Below are 20601 nucleotides of genomic sequence, written 5' to 3'. Positions count from 1 at the left end.
CACGGCGGTCTCTCCAGTCTGGGACGGTTCTACGGGGGACGAGGAGCAACGGGAGGGCGGGGAGCGGGGGGCAGGGAGGAGCGGGAGCGCGGGCGAGGAGGAGGGACGGGCGGGGCGCCGATCGGCACCGCCCAGCCCCAATCAGGCACGCAGGGTCGCGCCGCCGTCGACGTACAGGTCGTGCATGGTGATGTGCCGCGCCCGCTCGGAGGCCAGGAACACCACCGCCTCCGCGATGTCGGCGGGGGCGGCGATCCGCCCGAGCGGGATGCCGACCCGCCAGGCGCCCGGGTCGCCCTCGATCACCCGGCGCTCGGCCGCCTCGGCGTCCTCGCCCCACAGCGCGCGCTGCATCTCGGTGTCGGTCGAACCGGGCGACACCACGTTGCACCGCACCCCGGACCGGGCGAGTTCCAGCCCCAGGCAGCGGGTGAACATGGTGGCCGCCGCCTTGGACGCCGCGTAGGCGGCCATCCCGGCCCGCGGCACCCCGGCGGCGTTGGACCCGACGGTCACGATCGCCCCGCGCCCGCGGTCCGCCATCCGACGGCCGACGGCCCGACCGGTGTGGAAGACGCCGGTGGCGTTGACGGCGAAGGTGTCCGCCCAGTCCCCGTCGGAGAGTTCGACCACCGGTGCGGTGCGCAGGATCCCCGCGACGTTCACCAGCGTGCCGATCGGCCCGAGTTGGCGTTCGATCAACTCCACGGCGCCGTCCACGGCCTGGGCGTCGGACACGTCGAGCACGTACGGACGCACGGTCGGCAGCTCGGCCACCAGGGCGTCGAGCCCCCCACGGTTGCGGTCCACCGCCGCGACGACGGCTCCCTCGGCCACCAGCGCCCGCACCACGGCCGCGCCGATGCCCTGCCCGGCCCCGGTGACCATCGCGACGGCACCGGCGAATTCGGACTGTTGCTGCACAGGACATCCCCTCCGACCAGCAAGATTAGGCAAGCCTAACCTAACACAGCTGTTCGTCTGCATCGAGAGCCTGTGCGAACGTCAACTCGCTCCCGCCGGTCCCGCGGCGGCCATTCCGCACCGCGAACGCGCCCCCGAACACGAGAAAGCCGCCCGCCCCCGGACCGGGGCGGGCGGCTTCTGCGTCTGCGTCTGCGTCTGCGATGTCCCGCGGCCTCGGCGTCTGCGGCAGTGGCGCCGGTCGTGCCCGTGGTGCCGGTGGACGTGGTGGCAGTGTCCGGCGGGTCCCTACGGCAGGCGGCTCGCGAAGATCAGGTCGAAGCCGTCACAGCCCTCACCGTCGAGGTGTTCCGCGCGGCGCGGGCCTGCGCGCAGGGCGACGCACCGGGAGGCGAGGTTCTCCGGGCGGACACGGGCGATCAGGGGTTGTGGACGCAGGTGGCCGGGTCCCGGTGGACGGCGAGGACGGCGTCGATGTCGCCCTCGGCGGGCGCAGCAGGGAGAGCCGTTCGGTCGTCAGTTCCTCGTGCCCGACCAGCGCGGGCTAACGCGGGACGGCGGGGGTGGTGGCTGCCTTCGCGGGACCCGAAGGGGCCTTCGCCGGAGCGGTGGGGGTCGTCGCCGGAGCGGTGGGGGCCGTTGAGCCGGCAGCCGGGGCGCCGGGGCCGGCCGGGGCCGGGGAGAGGCCGGTGCAGCCGCGCAGGCCGTCGCGGCGCTTGAGGGCGACCTCGGCGGTGGCGCCGCTGACCGGCTCCGGGATGCCCTTGTCGTCGATGGTGGCCGGGGTGAAGGCCTCGCCGGTCACCTTGCCGTCGGCGGTGAGGGTGAGGGTGGTGACGCCGGTCTCGTTGGAGTTGGGGTAGTTGGAGGTGCCGTACCAGAGGAAGTTGCCGAAGCCGTAGCCGATGTAGGTGTTGCCGAGCATGCCCGAGCCGACCATGGTGTGCGCGTGGGTGCCGACCACGGCCGTGGCGCCCGCGCCGGCGAGCTTCTTGGCGATGGTGGTCTGCGGACCGGTCGGACAGGCCTTGCCCTCGTCGCCCCAGTGCAGGTAGACGAGCACCACCGGAGCCTGCTGCTTGGCCGTCTCCACCGCCTTGACCAGCGCCGGCACGTCCAGGGCCGAGGCGATGCCCGGCTTGTTGGCACCGGCCCGCCACTTCTGGTTGGTGAGGTCCTCGACCTGGCTGGCGGCGACCACCGCGACCTTCACCCCGCGCACGGTGGTGACGTACGGGGCGTACGCCTCCTTGGCGTTGCGTCCGAAGCCGACCACCGGGATCGGCGAGGAGTCCTTGGCGGCGAGGGTGTCGGTGAGGCCGTCGGCGCCGAAGTCCACGGCGTGGTTGTTGGCCATCGAGACGACGTCGACGCCCGAGTCCTTGAGCACCGACAGCGCCTTGGGCGAGGTGCGGAAGGTGTACGTCTTCGGCTCCGGGGCGCCGCGCCCGGTGATCGCGGTCTCCAGGTTGAGGACGGACAGGTCGGCGTCGGCGAGGGTGCGGGAGATCGGGCCGAGCGCGGGCTCGGGCGGCTGGACGGACAGCCGGGCCTCGGTGCGGCCCTCGAAGTGGACGTCCCCGGCGAACGCGACGGTGATGGTGCCGTCGGGCCGGGGCGGGGCACTCTTGCCCGGGGCCGTGCCGGTGGGCGAGCCGCCCGGCGCCGAGGACGGCGGGACGGGGGCGGCGGAGGCCGGGGCCGGTTCGGGGTCGTCCGGCCCGCAGGCGGCGACGGCGGTTATTCCGACGAGCAGCGCGACGGCGGCCGCGACACGGCGCATGAGTGGATCCCCCCGAGGATGATGCAAGAGCGGTCAGCCTACGCCACCGAATCACCACCATCCGGACCCGAGCCCGCAACATTCCGGCCACAAGGGACACCCCCGGGCCGGGGTGGGCATCGACGGCCGGACATCGACCGGCGGACACCGCCGGCCGCGCATCGACGGCCCGGCATGACCGGCCCGGCATCGAGGGCCCGGCATCGAGGGCCCGGCATCGACGGCCGGTCGCCGGACGGACCCCTGGCCCGACCGTCCCAATGGCCCCGGCCGACCCGGCCACCGTGTCCCTGGCGCGGAGGCGGGCGGGGCGCGCAGCGTGGTGTGCAGGGAGCGAGTCCCGCGCCGAAGGCCGGGAGGTGTGGCGTGATGGGCAGCAATCAGATCTCCGCCGTGGGCGGCAGTCCCCCGTCCCTCACCCGGGAGCACCGGATCGTGGTCGGGATCGACGGCTCCGGGCCGTCGAAGGCGGCTCTGCGCTGGGCGGTCGGCCAGGCCGTGCTGACCGGCGCGGCGGTGCACGCGGTGGCGGCCTGGGAGTACCCCTCGCTGTACGGGTGGTTCGCGCCGATGGTGGACGACGGCTTCGAGCGGACCGCCCGCCGCACGCTGAGCGCCGAGATCAACGAGATCCTCGGCCCGGACCGCTCGGTGGAGGTCCGGGAGAGCCTGGTGCTCGGCCACGCCGCCGAGGTACTGCTGGAGGCGGCGGAGGGGGCCGACCTGCTGGTGCTGGGCAGCCGGGGCCGGGGCACCTTCGCCCGGACGCTGCTCGGCTCGGTGTCCACCCGCTGCGCCGTGCACGGCGCCTGCCCGGTGGTGATCGTCCGCGCCGACGGGACGGTGGCCGCCCCGTCGCCGGCCGAGGCCGGCGGCGAGGGCGTCGAGCAGTCGGCCCCCGGCGCCGTGCGCACCAAGGACTGGCAGCTCAGCCTGCACGTGGTCGAGGACGAGGACACCACCCGGGTGCACGCCGTGCTGAACGCCGACGGCGACGTGCTGCACAGTGACGCCCGTTCCCGCCGCAACCCGCGCGACGCCCCGGCCCCCGCCGTCGGCGACGAGTTCGCGGTCGGCCGCGCCCTGGTGGACCTCGGCCACCAACTGCTGCGCTCCGGCGTCCACGGCGCCACCGGGCCCTCCGAGGAGTGAACCGCCGCCCGCGGGCGACCGCCGGGCCGCGGCATGCGCATCGCCCCGTCGGGTACGCCATGCTGAATCACCGCTGAATCACCGCTGAACCGCCGTACCGCCCCGCCCGCGACCCGACCGGAAGAGCCGCACCCCGCCATGGACACCACCCCGGCCCCCGAACCCCCGGCCGCCGAACCCCCGAGCCCCGAGGCCGCGATCCCCGAGGCCGTGGCCTCCGAGACCTTGCCCTTCGAGACCACGGCGTCCGGGACCGCGGCGTCCCCGTGCGCCCCGCCCGGCGAAGCCCCCGCACCGGACTTCACCCCCGACGAGCGCGCCCGGGGCCGCGCGCTGCGCCGCGCCCAGCTGCCGTGGGCACTGGGCGGACGGCTGGCGGGCCTGGCGCTGACCCTGCTGCTCGGCCTCACCCCGGCCGGTGCCGCCCTGGTGACCGCCGTCGGCGGGTGGTTCGGCGGCTCCCGGACGGCCGGGGTACTGGCCGGCGCGGCGGCCCTGGTGGTGCTCGGCCAGGCGCTGCAACTGCCGTTCGGCGCCGGGGCGCGGACCGTCCGGGCCCGCTACGGGCTGGTGACCCAGGGCTGGGCCGGCTGGGCGCTGGACGCGGTACGCGGCCTCGCGCTCACCCTCGTCCTCGTCCTCCCGCTCGCACTGGGCCTGTTCGCGCTGACCGCCTGGTCGCCGCAGCGCTGGTGGCTGCCGGCGGCGGGCGCGGCGGCGCTGCTGACGGCCGCGCTCTCCTTCCTCCATCCACTGCTGATCGAGCCGGTGTTCAACCGCTTCTCCCCGATGCCCCCCGGGGAGCTGCGCACCGCGCTGCTCGCACTGGCCCAGCGGGACGACGTCCGGGTGCGGGACGTCCTGGTCGCGGACGCCTCCCGTCGCACCACCGCGCTCAACGCGTACGTCTCCGGGTTCGGGGCGACCCGCCGGATCGTCGCGTACGACACGCTGCTGACCACCGCGGAGCCGCGCGAGGTGGAGCTGGTGGTCGCGCACGAGCTGGGCCACGTCAAGCACCGGGACGTGCCGGTCGGCACCGCGCTGGGCGCGGTCGGCGCGGCCGTCGCGGTGGCCGTCCTCGGCCTGCTCGCCACGTGGCCGCCGCTGCTGGACGCGGCCGGGGCAACGGACGCGGCGGACCCCCGGGCGCTGCCGCTGCTGGCGGCGCTCGCGGCGCTGCTGGGCGCGCTGTCGGGGCCACCGCAGTGCGCGGTGAGCCGCCGGATCGAGGCCAGGGCGGACCGGCACGCACTCGAACTGACCGGGGACGTCGAGCAGTTCGTGGCCATGCAGCGCAGACTGGCCGTGGCGAACGTCTCGGATGTCGACCCGCCGAGGGTGCTTGAGCTACTGTTCGCCACTCACCCGAGTGCGACCAGGCGGATCGCCGCCGCCCGCGCCTGGCGGGCCGCACCGGAGCAGCGAGCGCCGGGGCGGCGGGCAGCGGGGCGACGGGCAGCAGGGCGATGAGCGCCGGAGCGGCGAGCACCGGAGCAGCGTGCGATCCCGGGCAAATCCGTTGTATAGTGCAACAAATATCGAGGAGATAGGAACGCCGTGCCCGGCCGCCAGTCGTCCATCGAGACCATCCAGCGCGAGCTGACCGCCTTCGCCCGCCGCGCCCGGCACAAGGCCTCCCAGCTGCACCCCGACCTCTCCCTGGTCACCTACAGCATCCTCGACCTGATCACCGAGCGCGGCGGCTGCCGGGCCGCCGACGTGGCCGCGCACTTCATGCTCGACAAGTCCACCGTCAGCCGCCAGGTCACCGCCCTGGAGAAGCTCGGCCTGCTGGCCCGCGAGACCGATCCGGACGACCAGCGCGGCCAGATCCTGCGCGCCACCGAGGCCGGCCTCACCCTGCTGCGGGACGCCAACGAGCAGCGCCGGCTCTCCTTCACCGCGCGCTTCACCGACTGGTCCGACGAGGACGTCGCCCGCTTCGCCGACTACCTGGCCCGGTACGGCCAGGAGGGCTGACCTGGGGGAGTCACCCGGAACACCGGCCGAAGGGGCCGGTCGAAGGGGCCGACCGGAGAGCCGGCCGAAGGGGCCGGCCGAGCCCTTCCGGGTGCGCCCCGCCGCCTCCACGGTGTACAGAGGAGGAGTGCCCCTCCGGCAGCGTCCCGATGCGCCGCACCGCTCGAACGCGACGCATCCCCCCGACCGCCGCCGCGCCTGGCTGCCCGACCGCCGGGTGCTGACGGCGCTCACCCTCGCGCTGATCGTGCTGATCGCCGTGGTCGACATCCTCTCCCCGCCGGACATCCACCTCGGCCCGCTGCTGATCGTCGCCCCCGCCCTCACCGCCTCCTTCGCCGGACCCCGGGCCACCGCCGCGGTCGCCGCGCTCGCGTTCGCCGCGCTGACCGTCATCGGCGCCGTCCGCGACAGCCTGACCAGCGCGAACATCGAGACCCAGCTGAGCGCGCAGCTGATCGTCTCGGTGCTGATCGTCGGCCTGCGGGTGCTGCGAGAGCGGCACGAGCGCGAGCTGGCCCGGGTGCGCTCGGTGTCCGAGGCCGCTCAGCGGGTGCTGCTGCGCCCGCTGCCGGAACGGATCGGACCGCTGCACCTGGCCTCCGTCTACCTGGCCGCCGAGGCCGAGGCACAGGTCGGCGGCGACCTGTACGCGGCCGCCCGCACCGCCACCGGCACCCGGCTGCTGGTCGGCGACGTCCGCGGCAAGGGACTGTCCTCGCTCGGCGACGCGGCCCTGCTGCTCGGCGCCTTCCGCGCCGCCGCCCACCTGCACGCCGAACTGCCCGACCTGGCGGCCTACCTGGACGGCAGTGTCAGCTGGGACCTCGCCCAGCTCGCCGAACAGTCCCGACGGGACCGCCGCGACCGGCGTGAGCGGCAGGGCCTGCAAGCGTTGTCCGCCCTGCCCCTCCCCTCGCCCGAGGAGCCCCCCGAGGAGAGCGGCGAAGCCGGAGAATCCTTCATCACCGCCGTCCTGCTCGACATCCCCGACGACGGTTCCCCTGTCCGCCTGATCGACTGCGGCCACCCGCCCCCACTGCTGCTGCGCGCCGGCGGCATCACCACCCTCGCCGCGCACCACCCCTCCCCGCCGCTGGGCCTCGGCGAACTCGCGCCGGCGCGGTACGAGGCGGAGACCTTCCCGTTCCGGCCCGGCGACCGGCTGCTCATCTACACCGACGGCGTGATCGAGGCCCGCGACGCCCAGCGGCGTTTCTACCCGCTCACCGAACGCGTCACCGCCTGGCACTCCGAGCGCCCCACCGCCCTGCTCCAGAGCCTGCGCCGCGATCTGCTCGCGCACGTCGGCGGCAGGCTGGACGACGACGCGGCCATGGTGGTGGTCGAGCGGCTGCCGTGAGCGCGGGCGACCGACAACGACAAGTAACGGATGACGGATAACAGATGACAGATTTCGAAATCTGTTATCTGTTATCCGTCATCTGAAAGCTGTTCCCTGAAAGCTGTCAGCTGAAGTCCGTCGGCTGCCGGCTGTCTGCTGTCTGCTGTCTGCTGTCTGCTGTCTGCTGTCGATCGGACCCTGCGCTACGGCTTGTACGGCAACTGCGGCACGTCGAAGCAGTTCGCGGTCATCGACGGCACCTGGGTGACCCAGCCGCCCTGGCCGCTCTGGGCCGAGTCCTGCCAACGAGCGGCGTTCAGGCACGCCCGGGTCGGCCCCGTGGGAGGCGGCTGCGGGACGAAGGAGGCGGGAAGGATCAAGCCGTGCGCGTCGTAGGGCTCGGCGCGGTTCATGAACGCCTCGACGCAGGAGCGCGTCGGCGCGGCGCCGCAGGAGTCCAGCGCGTCGGTCAGCCACTGCGCACCCGCCCAGCCCTCCAGCTCCCAGGCGGACAGCAGGGCGGCCCGGTCCGGGTGGTAGCGGGCCATCGCGGTCCGGAAGTCGTGGACCGCCGGGTACTGCTCGTCCTCGTAGTTCAGGCTCGACGAGGTCGCCCACAGCGCGTTGCGGCAGTCCGGCGAGGAGGCGTAGTCGGTGCGCACCGTCTCCGACCAGTTCTGCACGTTGGTGACCTTCGCCGCCACCGTCACCCCGGCCTCGTCCAGCGCCCGGCACAGCGCCGCGTTGCCCCGGGAGTCCATCGCGTCGAACAGCAGCTGCGAGCCGTCGGCGTGCACCGCCGCAGCCACCGCCTGGAAGTTCGGCAGCGCGAAGTCCACCGTCTGGAGCAGCACCCGGTACCCCTCGGCCTCCAGCCCGGCCTTCAGCTGTCCGGCGTAACGTGTCGAGTCGGCCTGGTTGTAGGCGACCACGGCGGCGCTGGTCGCGCCCAGTCGCTGTTTGAAGAACCGGAAGACCTCGGTGCTCTGGTAGAGCGTGCCGTTCCAGCCGACCGACCGCCCGTCGCGCGGGGCGGCGCTGCCGTAGATCCCGTAGAGGTGCGGCCAGCGGTCGTACTCCGTGCCGATCGGCTGGCCGCCGACGTCCGGCACCGCCTTGCCGCTCACGTACGGGGCGCCCGCGTAGTCGAGGACGCTGCCGCTGACGAAGGCGAAGACGTGTTCCCGGTCGATCAGCCGGTGCACGCAGTCCTGGTTGCCGACCCCGCTGCCGCCGTCGTCGCAGGTCACCAGCCGGACGGTGCGCCCGTGCAGGCCGCCGCGGTCGTTGAGGGCCTGGAAGAAGGCCTGGGCGCCGTAGCGCGGACCGCTGAACACCTCGCTGCCGACCGGGCTGGTGAGCGAGGTGACCAGCCCGATCCTGATCTCCGTGGCGGTGACGCCGGTGTCGGAGGCGGGGTTGCCGCTCCCGGCCGCGCCGGTGGCTCCGGTGGCTCCGGCAGGGGACGCGAGGGTCGGGCGGGTCGTGAAGGCCTCGGCCGGCAGCCGGGTGCCGCAGCCGGTGAGCAGCGCCGCGAGCAGGGCGGCGAGGGGCAGCAGGAGGACCGCGAAGCGGGCGGTGAGGGCGCCGCGGGAACGGTCCGGGCGGACCGTCCCCGGGACATGGCCGGGCCACCGGCGCGGGAGCGCGTCGTCGGCCCGGCGGCGCGGCGGGGCGGTCGGCCGCATCCGGTCAGCTGCAGCCGGGGATCGGGGTGGCCGTGGGCCCGCCGGCCTGGACGAGCAGACCGCACAGGGTCGAGCGGGACACCTTCCAGGTGCCGTTGTCGAGGACGGACTGGCCGGTCGCGCTCGGCTCCACCACGTTGCCCTGCAGCGAGAGCGCATAGGTGACGGTCGCGTCGCTCGCGTCGGTGAACGCGACGTCGGCGACCTTCGCCTGCACCTGGCCGACCCTCGGGTCCTGGGCGAAGCCCTGGAGCGCCGGGAGCAGTTCGTCGCCGCCCTGGAGCAGCTTGGCCTTGTCGGCGATCGGGGTGTCGGGGTCGAAGAACTTCTCCCAGTTGGTGGTGATCTCCCCCTTCGCGGCGGCCGGGTCGGCGGGGGCCGTGCCGGTGGCGGTAGCGGTGGCGGTGGCCGTCGCGGGGGCGGACTCGGTGGCGGTCGCCGTGACGGTGGCACCCGTCGCCGCCGGGGAGGTGGCCGCCGAGCCGGACGTGCCGTCGCTGCCGCACGCCGCCGCCGTACCCGCGAGCAGCAGGACGAGCAGGACGCTCGCCGCCCGCCGGGCCCGGCCGCCGTCCTCGGGGGTGCCGCTTCGCGTCACGTGCATGGTGGTCTTCCCTCTCGACTGCGCCGCCCGGGCCCCGCTCTCCGTGTCCCGGATGCTGTTCCAGGCCGATCCTGGAAACGTCTCAAGTGACACCATGAAGGCGGATCCATGGACGAATCACAATCCGACGGAGAAATCACCCGTAACGCCCCGGAGGGTTCGCCCGTCCGGCGCGGCGGCCGCCCGCTGCGCGCCGTCCGGCACGGGTTCCTCCGGGACGGGTTCCGTCGGACTCGGCCGCTGCGGACCGCCCGGGAGTGGGCGGGCTGGCTGCTCGCCGCGGCCGGCGCCGTGCTGTGCGTGCTCGGCTGGTACGGGACCTCCGGTGAGCGCTTCGTCGAGCAGCAGGTCCCCTACCTGGCCTCGTCCACCATCCCCGGCGCGGCACTGATCGTGTCCGGGACCCTCCTGGTCGCACTGCGACCGCCGTCCCCGTCGGAGCGCACGGATCTGACCGACCGACGGGTGGAGCGGCTGTACGACCTGCTGGTCGAACCGGACGCCGGGCCCGCTCCACCGGACCCGGCCGACCGTTCCGGACAGGCCGACCGTTCGGGGCAGGCCAACGAGGCCGGCGAGGCCGATGTCACCGATGACGCCCGGTGGCTGGCCGTCCCCGAGGGCACCCGCTACCACCGGCCGGACTGCCCGCTGGTCACCGGCAAGGACCTGGCCGCACCGGTGGACGCGAACGCCGTCCGGGCCCGGGGCCTGACACCCTGCCCGCTCTGCTCGCCGTCCGCCGCCGCCGGGCCGGGCCCCACCCGTCCGGGCGAATCCGCCCCGCCGGACGGCTGACCGCCCATGAGCCCGTCGCCCCTCGACGCCGTCACCACCGTCACCGCCCTCGCCTCCTCCTCCGGCTCGTTCGACCTCACCGTCGACCTCGCCCTCGCCGGACTCACCGTCGGCGCCGCCGCCGCGCTCAGCGGCATCGGCCTGGTCGTCTGCCACCGCGCCACCGGCGTGCTCAACATCGCTCAGGGCGCCCAGGCCATGGCCATCGCCTACCTGCTGCGCGACCTCGTCGTGGTGCGGCACTGGCCGGTCTGGCCCGCCGTCGCCTGCTGCCTGCTGGTCGTGGCCCCCGCACTCGGGGTGCTGCTCGACCTCCTGGTCTACCGCCCGCTGCAGCGGCGCGGCGCCGGCCCGGCCGAAACCATGGTGGCCGGGATCGGCGTGTTCGTTCTGCTCATCGGCCTGGCCGTCCTGTTGTGGGGCCCGGCGCCACTGGCCGGCGCACCCTCCGCACTCGGCGGCGCCCCGATCCGGCTTCCCGGCGGGCACAGCCTGCGGCCGGACACCGTCGCCCAGCTCGCCGCCATCCTCGTCCTCGGCCTCTCCGTGCTCGCCGCCACCCGGTGGACCGGCCTCGGCCTCCGGCTGCGCGCCGTCGTCGACGACCGCCGCCTCGCCGCCCTCACCGGGGTCGACGCCGACCGGGTCTCCGCCGCCGGCTGGGCCTTCGGCACCTTCACCGCCGGGCTGGTCGGCATCGCCCTCGCGCCGTACCTGCTGCTCGACCCGTACGGGCTGCCGCTGCTGGTGATGGAGACCATGGCCGTCGCGGTCGCCGCCCGGCTGCGCAGCATCCCGGTCGCGATCGCCACCGGGCTCGGGCTCGGCATCGCCCAGGCCGAGCTCACCCGGCTGCGGCCGTCCGGACAGCTGCTGCCGCTGGTCCAGGCCGTGCAATCCAACCTGTTCGTGATCGCGCTGCTCGCCACCGCCCTGCTCGCCGGACCGGGCATCACCGGCGAACGGACCGAGGCCGGAACGGCGCCGCCGGCCGCTCACCGTACGAAGAACGCGGGCGGGGGCGCGGGCGCGGGCGGGGCCCGTGACGGAGGCCGTGGCAGTAACAGGGGCAGTGGCGGAGGCGGTGGACGGCTGGCGGGCGCCGTCTGCCTGGTGCTGCTCCTGCTGCCGCTCGGCTTCCGGGGCAACGACCTGCGCAACGCCCTGCTCGTACCCGCGCTCGCGCTCGTCCTGCTGTCCATCGTCGTGGTCACCGGCTACGGCGGGCAGATCTCGCTCGGCCAGGCCGGCTACGCGGGCCTCGGCGCCCTCGGCACCGCACTGCTGATGTCCGGCCGGGTCCCCGGCCTTCCGCCCCTGCCCGCTGTGCCGGCGCTGCTGCTCGCCGTCCTGGTCACCGCCCCGCTCGGGCTGCTCGTCGGGTGGCCCGCGATCCGCCGACGCGGACTCGCCCTCGCCCTGGTCACCTTCGCGGTGGGGACGGCGATGAGCCGGTTCGTCTTCGAGCAGCCGTACGCCACCACCGGGCTCGTGCTCGACCGCCCCGCCTTCCTGACCGGGGACCGCGTCTTCTACCTCGCCGAGCTCCTCCTCCTCGGCCTCGGCCTGCTCACCGTCCGCACCCTGCACCGGGGCCGCCTCGGCCGGGCACTGACCGCCATGCGGGACCACGAACCGGGCGCGGTCGCGGCCGGCGTGGACGTCCCTGGCCTCAAGCTCCTCGCCTTCGTCGCGGGCGCCGCGCTGGCGGCTCTCGGCGGCGGACTGATGGGTCTCGCCGGACGCGCCTTCGACCCCACCGCCTTCGACCCGGTGCGCGGCCTCCTCTGGTTCGCCGCCGTCATGGTCGCCGGCGCCGACAGTGCCCTCGCCGCCGTCCTCGCCGCCGCCCTCCTGATCGGCCTCGACGCCGGCACCGTCGCCGGAGTCTCCGCCGTCGCCGTCGGCGTCCTCGCCGCCACGATCGGCCGCCTCCCCGGCGGACTCGCCGCCATCCCCCTCCCCGGCCGCCGCCCGCCCCCGACGGCCCCTCTCCCCGCGTCCCGCCTCACCCCGACCGGCCGCCGACTACGGGCCCTCATCGCACGGGACGGACGACGATGACCCCCGACTCCACCACCACGCAGGCCGTCGGGCGACCCGGCGGAACCTTCGGGGGCCCCGGCCGCGAGGAGGACCACCGAGCCGCCGGGCCGGGTGGCAGATGGGCAGATGGGCAGTTCGGCGGGCGGGCGCACGGCCGGCCGGGACGGCTCCCGCACAGCACACCGGGACGGCAAGGGCCGGCAAGCCCCTCGGCCGCGGACAGCTGTTGTCGCACGGCCCGCAGAAGGAGGGACGGCTGTCGCCGTCGGACCACGGCAGGCAGAGCCCGGCGGGCCAGGGCACGCACGCTCCGGAACAGCGGCGCGGCGGCGGCGAGCTGCGGCGGGCCCACTCAACCCCATGTGGTTGCCGCCGAGCCCACGGCGGATCACCGCGCGAGGCGGGACGGCCGTGATCGCCAGGTCCCCCCTGCGCCCAACCCGTCTGCGCCCAACCCGTCGGGCGGTACCGCAGGGCCGTCTGAGCCACCCGGCGAAGCCACCGGCGAGTCACAGCCACGAGCGACCCGTGACTCGCGGAACTCGCGGGACTCACGGGCCGGGCGGTGTCCAGCGGATGCGAGCGATGGGCACCGCAGCGAGGGCGGTCCCGCGGTTCTCCGCTCACCCGCTGCTCACCAGCTGCTCACCGCAACGGACAGTGCAGCGCACCGGCCGACCGCGGGCAGGGGGGCCGGCCGCACGGGCGCATCGTCATCCGGCAAGCGCACGCACACACGCACGCGCACGGCGCAGATCACCGCACCGGAGGAACTGCCATGACCACCCCGCCCCCCAACGGCAGGCCGCTCCGCAGCGCACGGGGCACGACCATGAGCGCCACTGCCCCCACCGCCCGACTCACCGCGCGGGGCATCGTGCGGCGGTACGGGGGGATCGAGGCGGTGGGCGGGGTGGACCTGGTGGCGCGGGCGGGGCGGATCACCGCGTTGATCGGGCCCAACGGGGCGGGGAAGAGCACGTTGTTCGACTGTCTGGCCGGGACGGTGCGGCCCGACGGCGGGCGGGTGCTGCTCGGCGGGCGGGACGTCACCGGGCTGCCCGCGCACCGGCGGGTGCGACTGGGGCTCGGGCGAACCTTCCAGCAGATCGCCGTCTTTCCGACCCTCTCGGTGGCCGACAACGTCCGGGTGGGCGCCGAGCAGTACGCCCGGCGGGTGGACGCCCGGACGGCCGCCGAACGTTCGGCTCGCGCGCTGCGGTTGTTCGGCTTGCAGGAGATCGCCGCCGAACCGGCCGGTGGGCAGCCCACGGGGGTGTTGCGCCTGGTGGAGCTGGCACGGGCGTTGGCGGGCGAGCCCCGGGTGCTGCTGCTGGACGAACCGGCGGCGGGCCTCGACGCCGCGCAGACGGCCCGCCTGGTGTCCGTCCTGCGCGGCCTCGCCGAGCGCGGCATGGCGCTGCTGCTGGTCGAGCACGACGCCGAACTGGTCGCCGAACTCGCCGATGCCGTCTACGCCATGGCGCAGGGCCGGGTGGTCGCCGCCGGACCGGCCGCGGCCGTCCTGGCCGATCCTCGGGTCACCCGGGCGTGGGGAGCCGCCACATGATGCCGAACCGCCCGACCTCCGAGGTGGGTTGATGCCCGTCGAAGCCGCCCTTCGTGCCGCCCGGGTCCGCTACGGCCCGCTGGAGGCGCTGCACGGTGTCGACCTGGACTTCCCGTCCGCCGCCGTCACGGTCCTGCTCGGCCGCAACGGGGCCGGGCGGACCAGCGCGCTGCACGCCCTGGCCGGGGTGGTGCCGCTGGCCGGCGGGCGGGCGCTCTGGCGGGGCCGGGACATCGGCGGGCTGTCGGTGTACCAGCGGGTGCGGCGGGGTCTGGCCGTGGTCCCGGCCGGTCGCGGGGTGTTCGGTTCGCTGACCGTGGCCGAGAACCTGCTCCTGGGCGGGCCGGGGCGCGCCGAGGTGCTGGAGCTGTTCCCGGAGCTGATCGCTCTGCTGGGCCGCCGGGCCGGCGTCCTGTCGGGTGGCGAGCAGCAACTCGTCGCTGTCGGGCGGGCCTTGGCATCTCGGCCCGCTCTGCTCCTGCTGGACGAGCCGGAGCGCGGCCTGGCCCCGGCCGTCGCCGCGCGGCTGCACGCCCACCTGCTGGCCGGCGCCGCCGACGGCCGTACGGTCGTGCTCGCCGCGCAGTCGCTGCCGCACGCCCTGGCCGGGGCCGCGGTGGTGCACGTGCTGCACCGGGGCGAGGTGGTGTTCTCCGGCGAGCCCGGGGAGATCCTCCCGGGCGGCCTCCTCCCGCCCGGTCCGGACGAGGCTCGGTTTCCGCGCCGGTGACCGACTGCCCACTATCCGACAGGAAGCAAGGCGACCAGCCCTGTTGAATTACTTTCTCATGACTTTCGGATGACCTTTCCCTTCCAAACCGGTCGTTACGATGGCCGCACCCATGTCGATCGGGATCGACATAGCCGGGTAGGGGGACCTGACCGTGAACCACATCCACGTCCAGACACATGCGTTGCGGCAGTCGGCGAACGGCCTCACGGAGGCCGCCAAGACCTTCGGCCCCGTCGGGCACTGGCTCGACAACAGCCACACGGCCGCCGACGCGATGTCGGCCTGGGAATCCGGTCCGGCGCTGAAGGACTGCGCCGACGCCTGGCAGGCCCACGTGAAGTCGGTCGTCGATCAACTCCATCTGTACTCCTCACAGTTGCACGAGTCGGCGCAGTCCTACGACCAGGCCGACCAGGAGTACGCCCGCCGCCTCGACGCCGCACTCGGTGACCTCGGGGGCACGGAACCGGGGCAGCAGCCGTGACGATGACCATCGCGGCGCTCAAGGCCGCCAACAGCATCGACGTCGATGCCGCCGCCGGCTCCTGGCTCGCCCTGTCCAAGCAGGCGTGGCAGGCCGTCAACGACATCCATGCCAACGGCGTCGACCCGCTCAAGGAGAACTGGAAGGACAAGGTCGGCGAGGCCGCCGGCCGCAAGCTCCAGGAGCAGGCCCAGATCCTGGAGGCCGGCGCGGACATCATGCGCGGCGTCGTCATGATCCTCGACGGGCTGAGCGCCGGCATCACCCGGGCCAAGCTCACCCTGAACTCCGCCCTGGACATGGCCCAGCAGTACGGCCTCACCGTCGACGAGACCACCGCCACCGTCCACGGCAGCGGCGGCGCGGCGGCCTCTAACGACAACGCCGTCCAGGAGGTGGACGCGATGCTCCAGGAGGCGCTGCGCGAGGCCGCCCAGGCCGACAAGCTGGCCTCCGCCGAACTGCGCAAGCTCGCCGCCGCGACCTGCGAGACCGACCCGCGCAAGGCGCTGGACCAGCTCCAGCGCGAAGCCTCGCAGACCGAACTGTCCATGTACACCGGGGGCATCCCCAGCGGGCAGGACCCCCGGCTGGTCGCCGACTGGTGGAAGGCACTGACCGACAACCAGCACAAGCAGCTGATGCTCTCCGACCCCGTGACCCTCGCCAACCTCCCGGGCATCCCCGACGACGTGAAGGTGGGCCTGCGCGGCGGGCCCAACGCCAAGTACGACCGGGTGAAGACGGTGCAGTGGGCGCTGGAGCACTGGAACGACACCACCATCGACGTCTTCGACGACAACTGCACCAACTTCGCCTCCGAGGCGCTGCGCCAGGGCGGCGTGCACGCCAAGTGGGACCAGTGGTGGGGCTGGCGCGGGGACGACACCTGGGGACGCAGCGACGACGCGGGCGGCGACTGGCTCGACCAGCGGCTCGACTATTCGAAGAGCTGGGCCGGGGCACAGAACATGCACGACTTCATGCTGCGCCACGGCGGTCAGGAGGTCCCGCCGGGCGAAGTGAAGCCCGGGGACATCGTCTACTACGAGGAGGACTCCGACCAGGACTCCCAGGACAAAAAGGGCGTCGTCCACCACACCGCGGTGGTGACGGCGGTGACCCCGGACGGGGACATCCGCTACACCCAGCACAGCGGCGGCCAGCAGAACGCGAGCATGGGCGGCCGGATCGACAGCTTCCAGGAGCAGCGCGGGCACCAGAAGCTGCACTTCGTCCGCGTGAATCCGGACTGGTACTAGGCGTATGAGTGAAGAACAGCGCTCCCCGCGGTGGCTCCGGGCGGGCGGCCCGCTGCTGCTCGCCTGCCTCGGGTGGGCGTGCGGCGTGCCGACGCTGGTCGCGGACGGCGACATCCACGGGCTCGTGAGCCGCTGCCAGGACAGCCCCGGCGCCCCGGCGCCCGTACTGCCGCTCGCCTGGGCGGGGTTGGGGCTGGCCGTCGTCTCGGTGTGCTGGGGCGGCTGGCAGCTCGTCACCGCCGTGCGCCGCAGGACGTTCCGGATCGGCCCGGGGCACGCCCTGCTGTGCGTACTGCTGCCGCTGGCGGTGATCGGGGTGCCGTTCCAGTACGCCCTGGTGCAGACCGCCGTGCACGACACCGGGGCCCAGCGGAGCAGCTGCTTCGGACAGGGCCCGCTCACGGACGCGGTCGATCCGGCCGCGGTGCCCCGGACACGGCTCCCGGCCTGATCGCCGCCGGGTGACCCGGCGCACGAGGCCGAGACCGAACCCGAGACCGAGCCGGAGACCGAGGCCGAGCCCGAGACCGAAGCTGAGAGCGAAGCCGCCGAGGGCGGCGGGCACGACGGCCGTCGTGCCGAGGACGCGCGGGTGGTAGAGGTCGAACACGCCGAGGCTCCTCCCCGGGGACTCGGACGGTCCCCGCTCGTGGTGCCTCAACGATGACCTCGGCCGGCCCTCCCCCGCATGTACCGAACGGCACATCCTGAGCAGCGGCACCCCCGTGCTCCCCTGCCGATCGGCCCAGTTTCCCAGGTCCCGGCCCCTCCGGCCCCGGCGCCCTCGACTCCCGGCCCCTCGGCTCCCGCCCCCTCGGCCGCCCTCGGCGGGGCCTACGGCTGGTGCACGTAAGGGGTCGTCGTGCTCACCCAGGCGAAGCCGAGGCGCTGGAGGATGGGCCGGCTCTGGTCGCTCGCGTCGACCTGGAGGTACTGGTAGCCGAGTTCGGCCGCGAGCCGGGCCCGGTGGGCGATGAGGGCCCGGTAGATGCCCCGGCCGCGCCAGTCCGGTGCGGTGCCGCCGCCCCAGAGGCCGGCGAACCCGGTGCCCGGGACCAGCTCCATCCGGGCGCCGCTGACCGGGCGGTCGCCGGCCATCGCGACGACCATGCTGACGGTCGAGCTGCCGTGCCGCAGGTGGTCGAGCAACCGCGCGCGCAGCCCGGGGTTCTCGGAGCCGAAGGCCTGTTCGTTGGCCTCCATCAGCAGGTCCACCCCCGCCGGGTCGGTCACCGGGAGCAGCCGGACGCCCTCGGGCAGGGCCGCGTCGGTGGGCAGGTCCGCGATCCGGGCGAGCATCAGCGCCTCGTCCGGCTCCGGGGTGAAGCCGGCCGCCAGCAGCCTGGCGCCGAGGTCGGCGGGGCGGTCGTGGGAGTAGGCCTTCCACTCGAACTCCAGGCCCAGTCCGGCGAAGTGGCGCACCTGCGCGGCGATCGCCGCGTCCGCGCCGGCCTCGTCCAGGCCGGACCAGACCACACCGTTCCAGCTGTGCTCCGAGCCCACCTGCCGGATCACCGCACCGTCGCGTTCGACGCGACAGCCGGGGTCGGGCGACGCGTTGCGCCGGAGCCGGTCGTCGAACAGGGCGAGCACCTCGTCATGATCCATCCGCTCACTCCAGCACGAGCCGGGAGCGCGCGCCATCGAGTTTCCGTACCGCCGAACGCGGGCGACGGTCCCCGGCGGCGGTCGCACCCGCGGGAGACGCACCCGCGGGGGACTCATCCGAGGGGGACTCATCCGAGGGCGAAGCATCCGCGCCCGGTGTCCGCTCCGCCGCCCCGATCCGGCCGGACCGGATCGCCTCGCCCGGCGCCCGAGCACCCATGATGGCGTCCAACAGGCCCCGGGCCCGGTCGAGTTCGTCCATCTGTCGGGTGATCCTGGCGCGCTCCCGGGCCAGGCCGGCGAGCAACTCGGGGCAGGTCGGGCCGGGCGGGCGCCGCCCGGGAAGCGGCAGGCCGTGGAGGATCTCGGCGATCACGGTGCTGTTGAGCCCGGCCGCGAGGAGGGTGCGGATGCCCCGGACGGTGTCCACGTCCCGCTCGTCGTACTCGCGGTAGCCGCTGGGGCGGCGCTCGGGGGCGAGCAGCCCCTGTTCCTCGTAGTAGCGCAGGGCGCGCGGGGTGACGCCGGCGCGCCGGGCGAGTTCTCCGATCCGCATCGCGGACACCTCCTCGGCGGAGCGTCCGCGCCGTCCGCCGCGACGTTCCACCGTGCCTCTGCGCCTTGACTCTGCCGTCGGCGTGAAGCTCTAGCGTAGCCGCCGTGCCGAACGAACGAACTTCCTCAACCACCCCTGCCCGAACAGCTGTTGCCGTGCTTGGCCTGGGCCCGATGGGCCGGGCGCTCACCGGGGCGCTGCGGGCCGCCGGGCATCCGGTCACCGTGTGGAACCGCACGCCGGGCCGGGACGCCGAGCCGCTCGACCTCGGCGCGCGGTCGGCCGCGAGCGCCGCCGAGGCGGTGGCGGACGCCCCGCTCGCGCTGCTCTGCGTCCGCGACCAGCCGGCCGCCCGTAGCGTGCTGGAGGCGGCCGGAACGGCGCTGCGCGGCCGGACCGTCGTCAACGCCACCTCGGTCTCCCCGGACGACGCGCGGGCGAACGCCGCCGACGCCGAGGCCCGGGGCTTCCGCCTCCTGGACGCCGCGGTCCTCACCCCCACCCCGACCGTCGGCCGCCCGGAGGGCACTGTCCTGCTGAGCGGCGACGCCGAGGCCTTCGCCGCCCACGAGGCGGCGCTGCGGGCACTGGGCGGCACCGTACGCCACGTGGGCGCGGACCCGGGGCGGGCGAGCGCCTTCGACGCCGCCCTGCTCGACCTGTTCTGGACCACCGTGCACGGCTACCTGCACGCCCTGGCGCTGGCCCGTGCCGAGGGCATCGGCGGCGTCGAACTCGCCCCGTACGCCCAGGGCCTGCCGCGCCTGCTGCCGCCGCTGATCGACGGCTACGCGCAGCGCGCGGACGAGCGCAGGCATCCGGGCGACCGCAGCAGTCTCGCCTCCGCCGAGGCCGGTCTGGCGCACGTCGCGCACACCGCCCGGGCGCGCGGCCTGGACACCTCCGTGCTGGACGCGGCGCTCGCCCTCACCCGGACGGCGGTCGGCGCCGGGCACGGGGCGGACGGAGTGTCCGTCCTGGTCGAGCTGCTCGCCAGGGACCGGCCGTCCGGCGGCGGCCCTACTGCGCCAGGTACCCGCCGTCCACCGGCAGCACGACCCCGGTGACGAAGGACGCGTCGTCGGAGGCGAGGAAGAGGACGGCCGCCGCGACCTCGGCCGGGTCCCCGAGCCGCCCCATCGGGTGCCGCTTCTCGATCGCCCCGAGGTACTCCGGGCCACCGGGCTCGTCGTACAGCCGGGCGACGCGCGCGGTGGTGATGGTGCCGGGGGCGACGGCGTTGACCCGGATGCCGCGGTCGGCCCATTCCACGGCGAGGTGTTTGGTGAGGCCGGAGGCGACGAACTTGGCGGGCCCGTACACCGCCTGGCCGCGCTGACCGGCCTCGCCGGAGATGGAGGACAGGCAGACGATCGAGCCGCCGGGCCGGTCCTGGGCGGTCATCGCCTCGATCGCGTACTTGCAGGTGAGGAACATACCGCGGCCGTCCACCGCCATCACGTGGTCCCACTCCTCGGCGGTGGCCTCGGTGATCTCCATCAGGGGGATGATCCCGGCGTTGGCCACCAGGACGTCCAGTCGCCCGTGCCGCTCGACGGCGGCGGCCACCATCCGGCGGGCGTCCTCGTCCCGGGCCACGTCACCGACCACCGTGCTGACGGCGCCGGGGAACCGTTCGGCCAGCCGGTCCAGCCCGGCCGCGTCCACATCGGTGGCGACCACCGACGCGCCCTCCCGGGCGAAGCGTTCGGCGACCGCCCTCCCGATGCCGTTGGCCGCACCCGTCACCACACAGGAGCGGCCGGCCAGCCGCCCGCCCGCCGGGCTCTCCGCGTTCACAGTCACCATGGCGGGACTCTATCCAGCCGACGGACGGGAGCCGGGGCTCTTCGGCCGGTACGCCGGATCCGGACGGTCGGCGGCGCAAAAGCGGTCCCGGAACAGTCCCGGAGCGGTCCTGGAGCGGTCCCAGGACGACGCGAAGCGGCGCGAAGGGACCGCGAAGGGGACATGAAGGGAGCGCGAGGACCAAGCCGGCGGAGAACCGGAACGGCGGCGGCCGGGACCGTCGGGACGGTCCCCGCCCCCGCGCCCCCGCGCCGGG

The 20601-nt window shown here is 74.7% G+C and carries 19 protein-coding genes; 12 read left to right on the top strand and 7 right to left on the bottom strand.

Annotated features, from left to right (window positions below; all coding sequences use genetic code 11):
* Positions 1–141: 141 nt before the first annotated feature.
* A complete protein-coding gene (locus ACFVVA_RS33325; protein WP_387694520.1) occupies positions 142–888 on the bottom strand; it encodes a 2,3-dihydro-2,3-dihydroxybenzoate dehydrogenase in 747 nt (248 codons plus the stop codon).
* Positions 889–1468: 580 nt separating this feature from the next.
* Positions 1469–2707, bottom strand: a complete 1239-nt coding sequence (locus tag ACFVVA_RS33320) for a CapA family protein (protein WP_387694478.1) — start codon at positions 2705–2707, stop codon at positions 1469–1471.
* Positions 2708–3076: 369 nt separating this feature from the next.
* Here ACFVVA_RS33320 and ACFVVA_RS33315 point away from each other — a divergent pair, with 369 nt between their 5' ends.
* The 4 genes from ACFVVA_RS33315 to ACFVVA_RS33300 all read left to right on the top strand — a co-directional run bounded on the left by ACFVVA_RS33315 (position 3077) and on the right by ACFVVA_RS33300 (position 7205).
* Positions 3077–3859, top strand: coding sequence for a universal stress protein (locus ACFVVA_RS33315; RefSeq protein WP_387694477.1), 783 nt, complete (start codon positions 3077–3079; stop codon positions 3857–3859).
* A 138-nt stretch (positions 3860–3997) separates the two neighbouring features.
* Positions 3998–5332 (top strand): M48 family metalloprotease, encoded by a 1335-nt coding sequence (locus ACFVVA_RS33310; protein WP_387694476.1) that lies wholly within the window; start codon positions 3998–4000, stop codon positions 5330–5332.
* A gap of 87 nt (positions 5333–5419) precedes the next feature.
* Positions 5420–5842, top strand: coding sequence for a MarR family transcriptional regulator (locus tag ACFVVA_RS33305; protein WP_359904334.1), 423 nt, complete (start codon positions 5420–5422; stop codon positions 5840–5842).
* A 202-nt stretch (positions 5843–6044) separates the two neighbouring features.
* Positions 6045–7205: a PP2C family protein-serine/threonine phosphatase gene (locus ACFVVA_RS33300; protein ID WP_387694519.1), complete on the top strand. Its 1161-nt coding sequence runs from the start codon at positions 6045–6047 to the stop codon at positions 7203–7205.
* 185 nt (positions 7206–7390) lie between these two features.
* Here the strand turns inward: ACFVVA_RS33300 and ACFVVA_RS33295 are convergent, their stop codons facing one another.
* Entirely contained in the window at positions 7391–8875 is a 1485-nt protein-coding gene (locus ACFVVA_RS33295; RefSeq protein ID WP_387694475.1) for an ABC transporter substrate-binding protein, read from the bottom strand.
* Positions 8876–8879: 4 nt separating this feature from the next.
* Entirely contained in the window at positions 8880–9479 is a 600-nt protein-coding gene (locus tag ACFVVA_RS33290; RefSeq protein ID WP_387694474.1) for a hypothetical protein, read from the bottom strand.
* Between the two features lie 108 nt (positions 9480–9587).
* On the opposite strand from ACFVVA_RS33290, the gene ACFVVA_RS33285 reads away from it, so the two are divergent.
* The 7 genes from ACFVVA_RS33285 to ACFVVA_RS33255 all read left to right on the top strand — a co-directional run bounded on the left by ACFVVA_RS33285 (position 9588) and on the right by ACFVVA_RS33255 (position 16823).
* Entirely contained in the window at positions 9588–10277 is a 690-nt protein-coding gene (locus ACFVVA_RS33285; RefSeq protein ID WP_387694473.1) for a hypothetical protein, read from the top strand.
* A 6-nt stretch (positions 10278–10283) separates the two neighbouring features.
* Positions 10284–12341 (top strand): ABC transporter permease, encoded by a 2058-nt coding sequence (locus ACFVVA_RS33280; protein WP_387694472.1) that lies wholly within the window; start codon positions 10284–10286, stop codon positions 12339–12341.
* Positions 12342–13101: 760 nt separating this feature from the next.
* Positions 13102–13893: an ABC transporter ATP-binding protein gene (locus tag ACFVVA_RS33275; RefSeq protein WP_387694471.1), complete on the top strand. Its 792-nt coding sequence runs from the start codon at positions 13102–13104 to the stop codon at positions 13891–13893.
* 31 nt (positions 13894–13924) lie between these two features.
* Positions 13925–14623: an ABC transporter ATP-binding protein gene (locus ACFVVA_RS33270; protein WP_387694469.1), complete on the top strand. Its 699-nt coding sequence runs from the start codon at positions 13925–13927 to the stop codon at positions 14621–14623.
* A gap of 154 nt (positions 14624–14777) precedes the next feature.
* Entirely contained in the window at positions 14778–15110 is a 333-nt protein-coding gene (locus ACFVVA_RS33265; RefSeq protein WP_387694468.1) for a type VII secretion target, read from the top strand.
* A gap of 2 nt (positions 15111–15112) precedes the next feature.
* Positions 15113–16372, top strand: a complete 1260-nt coding sequence (locus ACFVVA_RS33260) for an amidase domain-containing protein (protein ID WP_387694518.1) — start codon at positions 15113–15115, stop codon at positions 16370–16372.
* A 4-nt stretch (positions 16373–16376) separates the two neighbouring features.
* Positions 16377–16823: a hypothetical protein gene (locus ACFVVA_RS33255; RefSeq protein WP_387694467.1), complete on the top strand. Its 447-nt coding sequence runs from the start codon at positions 16377–16379 to the stop codon at positions 16821–16823.
* A 383-nt stretch (positions 16824–17206) separates the two neighbouring features.
* On the opposite strand, the gene ACFVVA_RS33250 is transcribed toward ACFVVA_RS33255, so the two are convergent.
* Entirely contained in the window at positions 17207–17980 is a 774-nt protein-coding gene (locus ACFVVA_RS33250) for a GNAT family N-acetyltransferase (RefSeq protein ID WP_387694466.1), read from the bottom strand.
* A gap of 4 nt (positions 17981–17984) precedes the next feature.
* Positions 17985–18536, bottom strand: a complete 552-nt coding sequence (locus ACFVVA_RS33245) for a MerR family transcriptional regulator (RefSeq protein ID WP_387694465.1) — start codon at positions 18534–18536, stop codon at positions 17985–17987.
* Between the two features lie 155 nt (positions 18537–18691).
* On the opposite strand from ACFVVA_RS33245, the gene ACFVVA_RS33240 reads away from it, so the two are divergent.
* The gene (locus tag ACFVVA_RS33240; protein WP_387694464.1) at positions 18692–19603 is read left to right on the top strand and encodes an NAD(P)-dependent oxidoreductase; all 912 of its coding nucleotides are present in this window, start codon (positions 18692–18694) and stop codon (positions 19601–19603) included.
* Here ACFVVA_RS33240 and ACFVVA_RS33235 read toward each other — a convergent pair.
* Positions 19557–20345 (bottom strand): SDR family NAD(P)-dependent oxidoreductase, encoded by a 789-nt coding sequence (locus tag ACFVVA_RS33235; protein ID WP_387694463.1) that lies wholly within the window; start codon positions 20343–20345, stop codon positions 19557–19559. The genes ACFVVA_RS33240 and ACFVVA_RS33235 overlap by 47 nt on opposite strands.
* Between the last annotated feature and the right edge of the window lie 256 nt (positions 20346–20601).

This window comes from Kitasatospora sp. NPDC058048 (assembly GCF_042885555.1).
Classification (GTDB): domain Bacteria; phylum Actinomycetota; class Actinomycetes; order Streptomycetales; family Streptomycetaceae; genus Kitasatospora; species Kitasatospora lactacystinica.
This window is presented reverse-complemented; position numbering and strand designations above follow the sequence as displayed.